Below are 15,041 nucleotides of genomic sequence, written 5' to 3' on the forward strand. Positions count from 1 at the left end.
ATAGAGGACAAGGATGTCCTACTAAAATTTCAAGGAGGAATATTATTATGATAATCAATCACAACTTAGGTGGAATGAACGCTACAAGGAACATGGGTATAAACGCAAGTAATGCTTCAAAATCAATGGAAAAACTTTCATCAGGTCTTAGAATTAACAAGGCTGGAGATGATGCAGCAGGTCTTGCTATATCAGAAAAAATGAGAGGACAAATCAGAGGATTAGACCAAGCTTCAGCTAATGCTCAAGATGGTATTTCAATGATTGGAACTGGAGAAGGTGCATTAAATGAAACTACTGCAATTCTTCAAAGAATGAGAGAGCTTGCAGTTCAAGGTTCTAATGACACTAATACAACTGAGGATAGAACACAAATACAAAAGGAAATGAATCAGTTGACTTCAGAAACAAGCAGAATTGGTAACACTACTCAGTTTAATACTCAGAATTTGCTTGATGGTTCAGCAGGAGTTAAAACAGCAGCGGGAACTAATGCAGGTACAGCAGCGGCACAAGTAACTACTGGTGGATTAACTTTTGATTTTAGTGCTTCATCAGCATTAAATGGATATACAATTAAAACTGGTGTTGTAGCAGCATCTACTGTAACATCAGCAACAATAGATACAACTAATAAAGTTATTACTCTTAATGGTGACTTTTCTGGTACACCTAATGTAACTACTGCAAATGCTGCAACTGCTATTAATGGGGCACTAACTGGAGCATCAATTGCAGCAACTGTTACTGTTGGTGGTGCAGCTGTAACTACAGCAACTAATATATCTTCAGCAGTTTTATCAGGTGGAATAAATTCGACACCTCGCGCAGCATCATCAGCATTTACATTCCAAATTGGTGCAAATCAAAGTCAAACATTTACAGCTAGCTTTACAGATATGCGTTCTTCTGCTTTAGGATTGGCAGGAACAGCAGGTGGAGCAGCAACAGGTACAAGCAATGATGTTGTAGGAGCTAAATATGTTGCTACTGGAACAGCTAATGATTTATCAGATGTTTCAACAACTGGTGAACATGCTCTTGATTTATCTTCTTCAGCAAGTTCTTCAGCAGCAATTAAGGTTCTTGATCAAGCAACAGCAACAGTATCAGGAGAAAGGGCAAAACTTGGTGCTTATTCAAACAGATTAGACCACACAATAGCTAACTTAGGAACATCATCCGAAAATTTGACATCAGCTGAATCAAGAATTAGAGACGTAGATATGGCTAAAGAAATGTCTACATTCTCAAAGAACAACATTCTTAATCAGGCTGCACAAGCAATGCTTGTTCAAGCTAATCAACAACCACAACAAGTTCTTGCATTATTAAGATAATTTTTAAAATACTGAAGACTGAGATAGCTGTCAGTCTTCAGATCTTGATTTTAACTAACAGTCAATTATCTTAAAGAGCTTAACTATAGAGGACAAGGATGTCTTACTGAAAATTCAAGGAGGAATTTATTATGATAATTAATCACAACTTAGGTGGAATGAACGCTACAAGGAACATGGGTATAAATGCAAGTAATGCTTCAAAATCAATGGAAAAACTTTCATCAGGTCTTAGAATTAACAAGGCTGGAGACGATGCAGCAGGTCTTGCTATATCAGAGAAGATGAGAGGACAAATAAGAGGATTAGACCAAGCTTCAGCTAATGCTCAAGATGGTATTTCAATGATTGGAACTGGTGAAGGTGCATTAAATGAAACTACTTCAATTTTACAAAGAATGAGAGAACTTGCAGTTCAAGGTGCAAATGATACTAATACAACTGAGGATAGAACACAAATACAAAAGGAAATGAATCAGTTGACTTCAGAAACTAGCAGAATAGGTAATACTACTCAGTTTAATACTCAAAATTTGCTTGATGGTACAGCAGGAGTTAAAACAGGACCAACAGCAGGTTCAGCTGGTGTATATACACTAACAAATGCTGCACTAGCGGCTGGTGATGTTACGATTGATGGTACGACGCTTACACTTGTAGGTGGTACTACAGCGGCTTGCATTACTGATTTATCAACAAAAATTGCAGGAAATGCTGCTTTAAATTCTAAATATAGTGTAAGTGGAGCAACAGGAACTGCACTTACATTAACTCAAAAAACTGGCCAATTTTCAGCAACATTGCCAACTGCTACAGGAATAACTTCTGCTCAAACTACTGCTGGAGTAGACAAAACAGCTGCATCATCAGCATTTACATTCCAAATTGGTGCAAATCAAAGCCAAACATTTACTGCTAGCTTTACTGATATGCGTTCTTCTGCTTTAGGGTTAGCAGGAGCGGCAGGAACAGCTACATCAGTCTATGGAGCTACTTATGTAGCTACTGGAACAGCTAATGATTTATCAGATGTTTCAACAGCTGGTGAACATGCTCTTGATTTATCAACTTCTGCAAGTTCTTCAGCAGCAATTAAGGTACTTGATAATGCAACAGCTACAGTATCAGGAGAAAGAGCAAAACTTGGTGCTTATTCAAACAGATTAGACCATACAATAGCTAACTTAGGAACATCAGCTGAAAATTTAACATCAGCTGAATCAAGAATTAGAGACGTAGATATGGCAAAAGAAATGTCTACATTCTCAAAGAACAACATTCTTAATCAGGCTGCACAAGCAATGCTTGTTCAAGCTAATCAACAACCACAACAAGTTCTTGCATTATTAAGATAATTTTCAAAATACTGAAGACTGAGATATATGTCAGTCTTTAGTTCTTATTTTAACCAACAGTCAATTATCTCAAAGAGATTAACTATAGAGGACAAGGATGTCTTACTAAAAATTCAAGGAGGAATTTATTATGATAATTAATCACAACTTAGGTGGAATGAACGCTACAAGAAACATGGGTATAAACGCAAGTAATGCATCAAAATCAATGGAAAAACTTTCATCAGGTCTTAGAATCAACAAGGCTGGAGACGATGCAGCAGGTCTTGCTATATCAGAGAAGATGAGAGGACAAATTAGAGGATTAGACCAAGCTTCAGCTAATGCTCAAGATGGTATTTCAATGATTGGAACTGGTGAAGGTGCATTGAATGAAACTACTTCAATTTTACAAAGAATGAGAGAACTTGCAGTTCAAGGTGCAAATGATACTAATACAACTGAGGATAGAACACAAATACAAAAAGAAATGAATCAGTTGACTTCAGAAACAAGTAGAATTGGTAATACTACTCAGTTTAATACTCAAAATTTGCTTGATGGTACAGCAGGAGTTAAAACAGGAGCGACAACTGGTTCAGCAGGTACATTTACAGTCTCAGGAATAACTACAGCTGATGTTGTTATTGATGGAAAGACTTTAACTTATGATGCTGCTGGTGATGGCACAAATGGTAAATTTTCAACTGCGGCTACGTTAGCAACGTTAATTACTAATACTGCTGAATTAGCTTCAAAATATACTGCAACTGGTGCTACTACTATATTAACACTAACACAGACTGCAGGACACTTTTCAGCTACTCTACCAACTGCTACAGGTGCAGGTACAGTTGCTGCAACTACAGCTGGAGTAGATAAGACAGCAGCATCATCAGCATTTACATTCCAAATTGGTGCTAATAAAGGTCAACAGTTTACTGCTAGCTTTACCGATATGCGTTCTTCTGCTTTGGGTTTAGCAGGAGCAGCAGGATCAGCTACTTCAGTCTACGGAGCTAAATATGTAGCTACTGGAACAGCTAATGATTTATCAGATGTTTCAACAACTGGTGAACATGCTCTTGATTTATCTACTTCAGCAAGTTCTTCAGCAGCAATAAAGGTTCTTGATAATGCAACAGCTACAGTATCAGGAGAAAGAGCAAAACTTGGTGCTTATTCAAACAGATTAGACCATACAATAGCTAATCTAGGAACATCAAGCGAAAACTTGACATCAGCTGAATCAAGAATTAGAGACGTAGATATGGCTAAAGAAATGTCTACATTCTCAAAGAACAACATTCTTAATCAGGCTGCTCAAGCAATGCTTGTTCAAGCTAATCAACAACCACAACAAGTTCTTGCATTATTAAGATAATTGAAGAATTTGTAATAACATTAAGAAGTCAGGGTGAAAACTCTGGCTTTTTTTATACTAAGATATAATAGGAGGTAAGGATATGGACATAGCACCTTTATCAATTGTAGTGAATCAGTCCAATATTCAACATCATGTGGAGACAGAACTAATAAAGAAAGATATGGATACAGACAAAGAAAATGATAAGAAAACAACAGATAAGATGAATAGATTTGCAATAGACACTAATCTAGGACAGAATTTAGACGTGGTTGCAGGTGTGCAGAAGGATAAGAATGATGCAGCAAATAAACAGCTACAACAGGAACTCAAGTGGGCAAAGGACAAACAGCAGATGCTTAACGTTAAAGAAGTAAAGCTGCTACAAATGAGAGAGATAGCAGAACAAGGTAAACAGCTTAATAGTCTTAATCCAAAAGAACAAAATAGATTGAATGATAGGCTAGACACTTTAGCGAAACAAGTTAGTTCAATAGATAGTGAAAGTAGAAGAACAAAAAGTGGAAGAAAATTGGAGTGAGCATCAGTAGCTATATAATTAGCTGCTGGTGCTCATTTTGATATAGAGGTTATTCCTATTTTGTAGAGTAATTGACTAGGCTATAAGTTACAATTAGAAAAACTAAAGTCCTAAAGACTTCTTAATAGTTTCAGAGGCAACATCTATAAATATATCTCTTAATCCATCAGCGGTATAAGATGCAGTCTTACTTAAAAGCTTTTTAAATCTAACTATTGCTACTTGAGTTTTAGGAGTAGGTGATTCAACAATGAGTTCAGGAAGTGTTTTACAAAATAGTAGTTTTTCGTCTGAATTCAAATTTTCATCTTCATTTATTAATATCTTTGCTGATTCTAGTGCAGTTTCAGTCCAAGGATATGGATTTCCACAATTGTAACAATAAGCAGGTGAAGTAGATTCTGTTGATTGAAGATTCCAAACACCTTCAACCTGATAATTTCCATGAATAGTAGCATTACAATTTGTGCAATTAACTATAGTTTTGGAACCACATTTGTCACAAAAATCTTGGCGACGCGCAACATTCTTATCAAAGCTATTGGTTACAACATGACCGTTTAGACAAATTTGAGCGGTATGATAAAATCCCATATCAAGCATCCCCTTTTAACAAAAGATTACCATAAAATCAAAATGTGTACAAGTAGAGACCAATAAATTCTTTAGGATTAGCAGGCACAGATGCAACTGGTACTAATGGTGATGTTTCTGGAGCTAAATACGTAGCTCTTGGAGCGGGTAATACTTTATCAGATACTACAAATACTACTGAAACTGCTCTTGACTTATCTACTTCAGCAAGTTCTTCAGCAGCAATTAAGGTTCTTGACCAAGCTACAGCTTCAGTTTCAGGAGAAAGAGAAAACTTGGTGCTTATTCAAACAGATTAGACCACACAATAGCTAATTTGGGAACATCAAGCGAAAACTTGACATCAGCTGAATCAAGAATTAGAGACGTAGATATGGCTAAAGAAATGTCTACATTCTCAAAGAACAACATTCTTAATCAGGCTGCTCAAGCAATGCTTGTTCAAGTTAATCAACAACCACAACAAGTTCTTGCATTATTAAGATAATTGAAGAATTTGTAATAGTAACATTAAGGAATCAGGGTGAAAACTCTGGCTTTTTTCTATACTAAGAGATATGGAGGTAATCATATGGATATAGAACCATTATCAATGGTAATTAGTCAACCGCATATTCAAAGGCGTGATGATATATCAGTAACTAAGGCGACATCAACTGATACAGCGAAAGAAAACGATAAGCAAATTGTAGAAAAAATACACAATGTTGCAATAGACACTAATATCGGACAGAATTTAGATGTTGTTGAAGGTGTACAGAAGGATAAGAATGAAACAGCAAATAAATAGTTACAACAGGAACTTAAGTGGGCAAAGAACAAACAAAAGATGCTTAACGTCAAAGAAATAAAGTTATTACAAATGAGAGAGATAGCAGAACAAGGTAAGCAACTTACTAGCCTTGACCAAAAGGAATTAAATAGATTAAATGATAGGCTAGACAAGTTAGCAGCACAGGTTAGCGCAATAGATAGTAATAACAAAAGAACAAAAGAACAAAAGATGAAAAAAAATGGGATGAGCATTAGTGGCTATTGAATTAGCTGCTGGTGCTCATTTTGCTATAGTATAAGTAATGATTAATTAAGTGTTAAGTGGATTTATTGTAGTGTGATGAGTTACGTTTAAAAATATTATGGATTTATCCAAAATAATATACTTTGTAAAGATACATTATAACTTCTCATTTTTTATTAGCAATTTTTTTTGTAAAAGCTAATAAAAATGTTGAATTATGGTATACTTAACAGGGAAATTATTAATTAAATAGAAAGAATTTCATATTAACCATAAATTATAAATTTTGGAGTGATAATGTATGATTATAAACACAAATTTGGCTGCAATGAATGCCAATAGGCATATGAATATAAATAACACAAAAGGTCGAAAATCAATGGAACAATTATCTTCAGGTAAACGAATAAATAAAGCAGCTGATGATTCAGCTGGACTTTCTATTTCTGAAAAGATGAAAGGACAGATTAGGGGGCTTCAACAGGCGTCTTTAAATACTGAACAGGGTATCGATCTCATTAAGACATCTGATGGAGCAATGGGTGAAATCCATTCTACATTACAAAGAATGAGAGAATTAAGTGTACAAGCATCAAGTGAAACAATTACTAATGAAGATAGAAAATCAATACAGGTGGAAATAAGTGAGCTATCTAAACAAGTGGACTCTGTTTCCAAAACCACTGAATTTAATACTATAAGAACTATAGATGGATCTTTACGAAATATACCTCCTACTACTGCCTTAGAGGCAGGGAAGTCAGTATCTTCACCTATCTCAATACATGATGATACTTCAGCAAATGTTATGAGTAGTAGTGTAGTAGATTTTGATAATGGAATAGAAATTCATAGTGGAAAGCAGGCAATAACGGATTTGACATTAAATTCACCCTTTAATATTATTAGTCCAAATAATAAACTAAACCTTACATATGTGGATGAAAATAATATAACATACACTAAAGATTTAAATTTAGACAACACTAGCACTGGTACAATTGAAGAATTAGTGGGTTCAGTTCAGAATGCAATAAATAATGATACTGATTTAAAGGATAAAATAAGTGTTACATTTAGCACAAACCCTGATAAAATTTCATTAATTAGTTCAAGCCTTGAGCCGAATTCAAAAGTTGGAATATTTATAAATAGTTCTTCAGCTGCAAATGAGATAGCTGGAACAACTTCTACTATGAGCGGAATGTTAATGAATCCAATATCAATTAGTGCGGGATCATCATTAAAATTAGTATATACAGATTCAAACGGAATTACAGATTCACAGACTTTATCTTTAGATTTGTACGATTCAGAATCAACAGCTTCACACCCTATAGATTTGGCTATTATGATACAGTGTAAGATAAATTCACCGATTGATACTAAGGTATCTGTTAGTATTGATAGTAATGGAATGCTAAAATTAGAGAGTGAAGATAAGGGGTATTTCTCTCAAGTTAATATAATTCAAGATGCTATTAATCCTTGGGATGTGTACACAACTATATTTAAAAGTAAAAACGTACAAAACGGATCACTTAATATAAATACCAAATTAGGAGTTACAAGGAATGATCAGTTGAAATTTACTTTTAACGATAAGACAGTAGCTGCTTCCACAAAATTTGATGATGACAATGGGTTCACTGTGTCAGATCCTCAATGGAGCCAAAAAACTTTTCTGATAAATATTACAGATCAAATTTATACTACAGCAAGTGATTTCTGTAATCAAATTAATAACGCAATATCTGTGGCAGGATATGCTGATAAGGTAAATGCTAATTATGATCATGGCTATTATCCTTTAAGTAATAATAGACAAATAGGCTTTACAACCGTAAATGAAGGAGAAAATGCTACTTTAAAATTGCAGGATGTTAACAGTGCAAAGGGTAGCAATATGTTTAGTATTGTGAAATTAAATTCTGCTACTTCAAAGGGACAAGATAAGACGGATACTTTTGCAATTGAAGTTAATGCAAGGTATACTGAGAAAGAAGTAGATGATGTGGATTTAAGTGTAGATGACATACAAAAGCTCTTAAATAATAAAACAGTTTATACATCTAATGGGTACATTATTCAAGATCCGTTAAATCCTTATGATTTTATTCAATATACTAAAGTTCAAGGAACAGGTGAGACAAAACAAATAACTTTACAAACAGAAAATTATACGAAAGATGAATTTGTAAAGATACTTCAAGATGCAATAAATGATAGCACTGACCAATTAGGAAATGATGTTATAGTGACGGTTGATGGCAAAACAGGTGGTTTAAATATTGGTACTCCACAGCAAGACGGATCAAAAAGTTCTGTTAGATTTGTAGTTCCAGCTAATGCCAGCAATCCTGGTAATCAATCACCAATTAACACAAGTATGGATGAATTACTTAATAATTTTTTGTCCGCTACAGGATTTGATTATAATAGGCACGTGGGTAAAGATGGTACAGGAAAAATGGATATTCAAGTAGGAGCTAATAGTAATCAAAATATTCTCATTAAAATTGGAAGCATAAGAGCTGGGGCATTAAGAATTAAATATTTAGATGTTACTACATCACAAAAGGCCTCCGATGCTATCACTATTCTTGATGAAGCAATTAATAAAGTATCTAGTGAAAGAACTAGTATTGGTGCATTTCAGAACTCATTTGAACATGTGGTTAGTAATCTACAAAATACTTCTACTAACTTAACGGCCGCTCAATCAAGAATTGAAGATGTAGACATGGCAGAAGCAATGTCCACATTTTCAAAGAACAATATCCTTACGCAAGCAGCTCAAGCTATGCAGGTTCAAGCTAACCAACAGCCACAACAAGTTCTTGCATTATTAAAATAATTTAATAATGCAGAATGGATTAGGAGTCAGGGTGAAAACTTTGATTCCTTTTTTATACAAATAGATAGTTAGGTACATATTTTGACGTAGCCAATATGACTTGTATTTTCTATGGAAATGAGGGAATTATTAGCTTCACCCATATAGTCAAAAATATTTTATAAATTGATATAAAGTTATCAGCTTTTTAAACGAAGTAGTAAGAGAAGACTAAAGTAAATATACCAAATACATAGAAATAAATAACTTTAATGGAGTTGATTTTATGAGAATAAATAAGAACATTGCATCATTAAATATATATAAAGAATATAGTAAAAATCTAAGTAAGCAAAGTGTATCACTTGCAAGAATATCTTCGGGAATTAAAGTAAATAGTTCTAAGGATAATCCTAATCAAATTGCTCAAAGTGAGAGATTTAGGATGCAGGTAAGAGGACTTCAAATGGCTGCGAGAAATACCCAAGATGGGGTTAGTATGCTTCAAACTGCAGAAGGTGGACTTGAAGGAGTTACAAATAGTCTTCAAAGAGTTAGAGAGTTATTAGTGCAAGCGGGAGGAACTACAACTGATTCAGACAAACAAGATATTCAAATAGAAATGAACCAAATGATAGACGGAGCAGATGACATGGCTAAGAATACTGAATTTAATGGAGTTAAGCTTTTAAATGGTGGGAGTCCATCTACTTTAGAAATGGTTTCAGGTGCGAATGTAGGAGAAAAAATAGACATACCTAGATTTGATTTAACAAAAGCAGGATTAGGCTTAGACAAGATAGATGTTAATGATATAGGTAAGTCTCTAGAACTTGTAGACAAGGCACTCGGTGATGTTGTAAGTGCAAGAAGTAAATTTGGAGCATTAGAGAATAGATTTGAAAGTAGCTATAATTCTACAATGGAGATATCAGAAAAAACAGAATCTGCCGAAAGTAGTATTAGAGACACTGATATTGCAGAAGAAATGATGGAGTTCTCCAAGTATAATATTCTTATAGAAGCTGGAAATGCTATGATGGCTCAATCAAATAAATTACCACAAGATGCACTAAGAATATTAGAAAATGTTAGAAGTAGATAAAGAACTCAATATTATGAGTTCTTTTTATTTTTTTGTTTAGTATGAAATATACATAACATATAGTTTACCTTTAATTTCCACCTAATAAAATAATTAAAATATAGACATATTACAACAATAATGTATAATATAATTATAGAATGTAAACAATAAATGAACATTTTATAAACAACTGCGTGCAAACATAATATGTAAAATAAGCACTTTAACAGTCAATTATAGCTCTTTAAATTAAAAAGTTAATTTGGTTAATAAAATTTTTAAAAAAAACAATACTAAAATAAACAAGTAGTATATAATAATATAAGCACGGTGGAATATATTAGCTTGAAAAACAAATTTAGCTATATTAAGGAAAATAATATATATAAAAGAAGGAATTTATCATTTTATGTCTAACTAATAGGTAAGGGGATGAGACCGTGAATATAATTGGAAATTCTACAGAGAACGATACATATAACTTATTAAGAAAGAGTATGGATGCATCCGCACTTAGGGGCAAAGTTATTGCCAATAATGTTGCAAACATTAATACAGAGAATTATAAAAAACTTTATGTTACATTTGAGGAAACATTAAATGGTAGCATGGGATCAAATACGTTGAAGACCGATAATATTAAGCATATCCAAACAGGAAGTGCCAATGGAGATATTGAAGTACAAAGAGACGAGAGCACCAGCATGAGACAAGATGGTAATAACGTGGATATTGACCTAGAAATGACTAATCAAGCAGCGAATACATTAATGTTTAATGCTCTGGTTCAGCAGGCTAGCAGCAAGCTTTCACTTACTAGCTATGTTATAGGAGGAGGGAAATAGTATAAATGAATGATGCATTTATGGGAATGAGAATAAGTTCTAGTGGACTAACAGCAGAAAGACTAAGGATGGATACAATAGCTTCTAATGTAGCAAATGCACAAACTACAAGGGGAGAAGATGGACAACCATACATAAGAAAGATAGCAGTATTTCAAGAAAATCTGCAAAATGAATTAGATAAATCTAGTGGTACGTACAAGACTAGTTTTAAAGGAGTTAAGTCTGTTGGTGTTGTTAATGATGAATCGCCTTTAAGGCGAGTTTATGACCCATCACATGCAGATGCAGATGCAGATGGATACGTAATGATGCCTAACGTAAATATCATGAATGAAATGGCAGATATGATTGCATCTACAAGAGCATATGAGGCAAATGTAAATTCTATAAATGCTCAGAAAAGTATGTTTTCTAAAGCGTTAGAAATAGGTAAATAGGAGGTCGTTTTATGAATATTAATGCTAATATCAGTAGCAATAATGTAAACAGTGCAACAACACTTAATGATATTAAAACAAATGCTACAGCTGGTGAGGACGCTAGTATTAGTTTCTTAGATACACTAAAAGAAAAATTAGATGAAGTTAATGTTAAACAAATAGATGCTGATAATCTTACTCAAAAGTTTATAAAGGGCGATGAAGAAGATGTACATAAGGTTATGCTATCTACATCAGAAGCTAAACTGTCTTTAGAAATGGCAGTGCAAATCAGAAATAAACTTGTAGATGCCTATGATGCATTTAATAGGATGCAGATATAGGAAGGGAGTAAGATATGGGAAAGCTACTTGAAATGAGAAATAAATTCTCGCAAGGATGGAGTAATTTAAGTAAGAACAAAAAAATATCTTATACTATACTTGCGGCTGTAATCATAATAGCTCTGGGCTCTTTCTTAGTAGCGACATCGCAAACTAAATATGATGTTTTATTTTCAAATATGACAGAAGAAGATTCAGGAGCTATTTTAACGAAGCTAGATGAAAAAAAAGTTACATATAAGGTGACAGGTACCTCCATATTAGTACCTAAAGAACAAATTGATAGCCTTAGAATGCAACTTATGTCTGAGGTTACTATGACGAATGGTAGTCAAGGGTTTGAGCTTTTTGATACAGGTAAAATGGCACCTACTGATACAGAAACTAAAATTATGTACCAAAGGGCACTAGCAGGAGAAATTGAAAGAGCTATTAAGTCTTTTCCAGAAATTGAAGGAGCCAAGGTTAACTTGGTTTTACCTGAAAATACTGCATTTGTTCGCGAAATTGATCCGGCCAGTGCTTCAGTTGTTATAAAACTTAAATCAGGTACTAAACTTGATGCTGCACAAGTTAAAGCAATAGTTGCACTTTTGACAGGCGCTGTTGAAAACCTACCAAAGGAAAATGTAAGCATTGTGTCTGATAAATTCGCCCTTTTAACTGAGGGTCTATATGATGAAGAGGACAAAACTGCAACTAAATCTACAGGTGATCAACAAGAGCTAAAAGCGCAAATTGAAAAGGCGTTAGAAGAAAAGATAATGAAAGTCCTTGAACCTATATATAAGGATGGAGTGAAGGTTTCTGTTAATTCAGAGCTTGATTTTGATGCGATTACAAGAAATAGTATCACCTATGATAAAACAAAGGGTGTAATTGTAAGTTCAAATGATAAAGAGTCTTGGAACGGCGGAACCAGTACTGGGTTATCAACTAGCCCTGTAGATGCAGCTTCACAAAATACTTCACCTACAGATACTAAAGATGGGGTTATAGTCAGTAAAGAAGGAACTAAAAATTATGAAAATTCAAAAACAGAGGAAAACTTGGTACAAGCACCTGGAGCAATTAAGAAAATTACAACTTCAGTTGTACTTGATGGTAATTTAGATCAGGCTACAAGGGCTTCTGTAAATAATTTAGTTGCGCAAGCTACAGGATATTCTGGAGACAGAGGAGACACTATAAGTATAGAAGGCTTAAATTTTGATGCAACAAGTAAAAAAGCTGCAGAGCAAGCTTTACTTGATATAGAAAATGCCGATACAGCAGCTGCAAAGAAATTGTTATACACTCGAATTGCATATGGAGTGGGAGCTATTATGTTGTTTATTATAGTAATAGTTGTACTTCGTAGGTCTAGTAAGAAGGCTGATGATGTTCCAATGGGAATTGATAGAGTGATAGGAGATAATATTATTCCAAAGGTTGATGAGCCATATGAGCCTATCGAATTTGGTGGTAAGTCTAAAAAAACTCAAATGGAAGATGACGTTAAAAAATATGCTTCAGAGAAACCGGAACAGGTTGCTGACATAATTAAGTCTTGGCTGACAGAAGATGAGAGGGGATAAATAAGTGGCTAAAGGTGAAAAACTTACAGGGATTCAGAAGGCAGCTATATTATTTATAACTTTAGGGCCGGACGCTTCATCAGGTATAATAAAGAAATTGCCAGAAAAAGATATTCAAAAGGTGATTTATGAGATTGCAAATATAACTTCAGTTAAATCTGATCAAAAACAGTATATTTTAGATGAATTTATGGAGATGAACAAAGCAAAGGATTTTCTTTTGGAAGGTGGATTTGAATATGCTAAGAATCTCCTTTCAAAGGCACTTGGTACGCAAAGGGCAAAGGATATATTGGACAAGGTAATGGAAGAAACTCAGATGTACAGACCTTTTGCTATTATAAGGAAGGCAGACGCAACTCAGCTTTTGAATGTTATTATTAATGAACATCCACAAACAATTGCACTTATTATGTGTTATATGCAACCAGAGAAGGCTGCTCAGATAATGGCAGCATTGCCTCTAGATTTACAAAGTGAGGTATCTTTTAGGATTGCAACTATGAGTAATATTTCGCCTATGGTTATTAAAGAAATTGAAAATGTTTTAAATGGAAAGTTATCTTCCGTTATTAGAACGGATACTACCGTAGTTGGTGGTATTGAGACCTTAGTGGATATTTTAAATCAAGTAGATAGAACTACAGAAAAGAATATTACAGAAGGCCTTGAAAGAGAAGATGGAGAACTTGCTGAAAAAATTAAAAATTGTATGTTTGTATTTGAGGATATTATTACATTGGATGATGTATCAATACAAAGATTGTTAAGAGAATTAGATGCTAAAGATTTATCTCTTGCATTAAAGGGATGTTCAGAAGAAGTTACAAATATTATATTTAAAAATCAATCTAAGAGAGCTGCAGTATCACTAAAAGAAGATATGGAATTCTTAGGACCAGTTAGACTTATGGATGTAGAGAAAGCACAACAAAAAATTGTTGGCATTTTAAGAAGACTAGATGAAGCCGGCGAGATTGTACTCTCGAGGGGTGGTGAGGATTCTATTGTCCTTTAATGTTATAAAAAATTCAAGAGTAACAACTCAAGGTGATAGTGAAATAAACACCCAGTCAAGTGAGACTTTTGTCACTCAAAACAGGGATGATAAACAGAAAAGCGAAATATATGACATGGAAAGTTATCAAAACATTGCTAATAATATATTAGAGAATGCACGGCGAGAAAGTCAAGATATCATTTCCAAAGCTTATGCTGAAGCAGTGGAGACGAAAGCACAAGCATATCAAGAGGGAATGGAGCAAGGTCATGAGAAAGCTTATAACGAAGCTATTAGTGGGGCGATGCAAGAAGCAAACAAAGTGAGAGCGGAGGCTGATTCCATATTAGCTAAAGCAAAAGTCGAATATGATGATTACTTAAAAGAGAAGGAAAAACATATAAAAGAACTAATTGTAAATATAGCACAAAGTATATTAAAGAAAGAAGTAAAACAAGAAGATGCTTTAAATGAAATGATTTTTAATACTCTTAAAATGGAAAGAAATATAAAACTATATATTATAAAAATTAACAGTTCACATTTTGAAATGGTAAAGAGTCAAGTTGAAAATTTTAAAAGTAAACTTGCTTTTCAAGGTGATATTTTTGTAATTCAGGATGAGTTTTTAGATGATGGAACTGCCGTTGTTGAAAAAGAGACAGGTAAAAGTATTATAAGTATAGACTATGGCATAGAAAAAATAATAGAATTTTTATGTGAAGAGCAAATTTAAA

At 33.8% G+C, this 15,041-nt stretch carries 16 protein-coding genes; 15 read left to right on the top strand and 1 reads right to left on the bottom strand.

What is annotated here, in order from left to right; translation table 11 throughout:
• Positions 1 to 47: 47 nt before the first annotated feature.
• The 4 genes from KPL55_RS09535 (at position 48) to KPL55_RS09550 (ending at position 4,581) form a co-directional block, all read left to right on the top strand.
• Positions 48 to 1,340, top strand: coding sequence for a flagellin N-terminal helical domain-containing protein (locus tag KPL55_RS09535; RefSeq protein ID WP_216306480.1), 1,293 nt, complete (start codon positions 48 to 50; stop codon positions 1,338 to 1,340).
• A gap of 131 nt (positions 1,341 to 1,471) precedes the next feature.
• Positions 1,472 to 2,695 carry a flagellin N-terminal helical domain-containing protein gene (locus tag KPL55_RS09540; RefSeq protein ID WP_216306481.1) on the top strand — a complete coding sequence of 408 codons (1,224 nt, stop codon included), beginning with the start codon at positions 1,472 to 1,474 and terminating at the stop codon, positions 2,693 to 2,695.
• Positions 2,696 to 2,825: 130 nt separating this feature from the next.
• A complete protein-coding gene (locus tag KPL55_RS09545; RefSeq protein ID WP_216306482.1) occupies positions 2,826 to 4,058 on the top strand; it encodes a flagellin N-terminal helical domain-containing protein in 1,233 nt (410 codons plus the stop codon).
• 82 nt (positions 4,059 to 4,140) lie between these two features.
• The gene (locus tag KPL55_RS09550) at positions 4,141 to 4,581 is read left to right on the top strand and encodes a YjfB family protein (protein WP_216306483.1); all 441 of its coding nucleotides are present in this window, start codon (positions 4,141 to 4,143) and stop codon (positions 4,579 to 4,581) included.
• A gap of 102 nt (positions 4,582 to 4,683) precedes the next feature.
• On the opposite strand, the gene KPL55_RS09555 is transcribed toward KPL55_RS09550, so the two are convergent.
• Positions 4,684 to 5,175: a DUF2321 domain-containing protein gene (locus tag KPL55_RS09555; RefSeq protein ID WP_216306484.1), complete on the bottom strand. Its 492-nt coding sequence runs from the start codon at positions 5,173 to 5,175 to the stop codon at positions 4,684 to 4,686.
• A gap of 316 nt (positions 5,176 to 5,491) precedes the next feature.
• Here KPL55_RS09555 and KPL55_RS26730 point away from each other — a divergent pair, with 316 nt between their 5' ends.
• From KPL55_RS26730 to KPL55_RS09615, 11 genes are all read left to right on the top strand, one after another.
• Positions 5,492 to 5,662: a flagellin gene (locus KPL55_RS26730; RefSeq protein ID WP_376770435.1), complete on the top strand. Its 171-nt coding sequence runs from the start codon at positions 5,492 to 5,494 to the stop codon at positions 5,660 to 5,662.
• 84 nt (positions 5,663 to 5,746) lie between these two features.
• Positions 5,747 to 5,965, top strand: a complete 219-nt coding sequence (locus tag KPL55_RS09565) for a putative motility protein (RefSeq protein WP_216306485.1) — start codon at positions 5,747 to 5,749, stop codon at positions 5,963 to 5,965.
• 72 nt (positions 5,966 to 6,037) lie between these two features.
• Positions 6,038 to 6,214 carry a hypothetical protein gene (locus KPL55_RS09570; protein WP_216306486.1) on the top strand — a complete coding sequence of 59 codons (177 nt, stop codon included), beginning with the start codon at positions 6,038 to 6,040 and terminating at the stop codon, positions 6,212 to 6,214.
• A 280-nt stretch (positions 6,215 to 6,494) separates the two neighbouring features.
• The gene (locus tag KPL55_RS25940; RefSeq protein ID WP_246599373.1) at positions 6,495 to 9,050 is read left to right on the top strand and encodes a flagellin N-terminal helical domain-containing protein; all 2,556 of its coding nucleotides are present in this window, start codon (positions 6,495 to 6,497) and stop codon (positions 9,048 to 9,050) included.
• Between the two features lie 265 nt (positions 9,051 to 9,315).
• Entirely contained in the window at positions 9,316 to 10,134 is an 819-nt protein-coding gene (locus KPL55_RS09585; RefSeq protein ID WP_216306487.1) for a flagellin N-terminal helical domain-containing protein, read from the top strand.
• A gap of 479 nt (positions 10,135 to 10,613) precedes the next feature.
• Positions 10,614 to 10,961 carry a flagellar basal body rod protein FlgB gene (gene flgB, locus KPL55_RS09590; protein WP_246599378.1) on the top strand — a complete coding sequence of 116 codons (348 nt, stop codon included), beginning with the start codon at positions 10,614 to 10,616 and terminating at the stop codon, positions 10,959 to 10,961.
• 5 nt (positions 10,962 to 10,966) lie between these two features.
• Positions 10,967 to 11,401: a flagellar basal body rod protein FlgC gene (flgC, locus tag KPL55_RS09595; RefSeq protein WP_216306489.1), complete on the top strand. Its 435-nt coding sequence runs from the start codon at positions 10,967 to 10,969 to the stop codon at positions 11,399 to 11,401.
• Between the two features lie 11 nt (positions 11,402 to 11,412).
• The gene (gene fliE / locus KPL55_RS09600) at positions 11,413 to 11,727 is read left to right on the top strand and encodes a flagellar hook-basal body complex protein FliE (protein WP_216306490.1); all 315 of its coding nucleotides are present in this window, start codon (positions 11,413 to 11,415) and stop codon (positions 11,725 to 11,727) included.
• A gap of 14 nt (positions 11,728 to 11,741) precedes the next feature.
• Entirely contained in the window at positions 11,742 to 13,304 is a 1,563-nt protein-coding gene (gene fliF / locus KPL55_RS09605; protein ID WP_216306491.1) for a flagellar basal-body MS-ring/collar protein FliF, read from the top strand.
• A 4-nt stretch (positions 13,305 to 13,308) separates the two neighbouring features.
• Positions 13,309 to 14,322, top strand: a complete 1,014-nt coding sequence (fliG, locus tag KPL55_RS09610) for a flagellar motor switch protein FliG (RefSeq protein WP_216306492.1) — start codon at positions 13,309 to 13,311, stop codon at positions 14,320 to 14,322.
• Positions 14,312 to 15,040, top strand: coding sequence for a FliH/SctL family protein (locus tag KPL55_RS09615; protein WP_216306493.1), 729 nt, complete (start codon positions 14,312 to 14,314; stop codon positions 15,038 to 15,040). The genes fliG and KPL55_RS09615 overlap by 11 nt, the downstream gene beginning before the upstream one ends.
• Position 15,041: the final 1 nt, after the last annotated feature.

Source organism: Clostridium lacusfryxellense, assembly GCF_018861735.1.
GTDB classification, from domain to species: Bacteria; Bacillota; Clostridia; order Clostridiales; family Clostridiaceae; genus Clostridium_AD; species Clostridium_AD lacusfryxellense.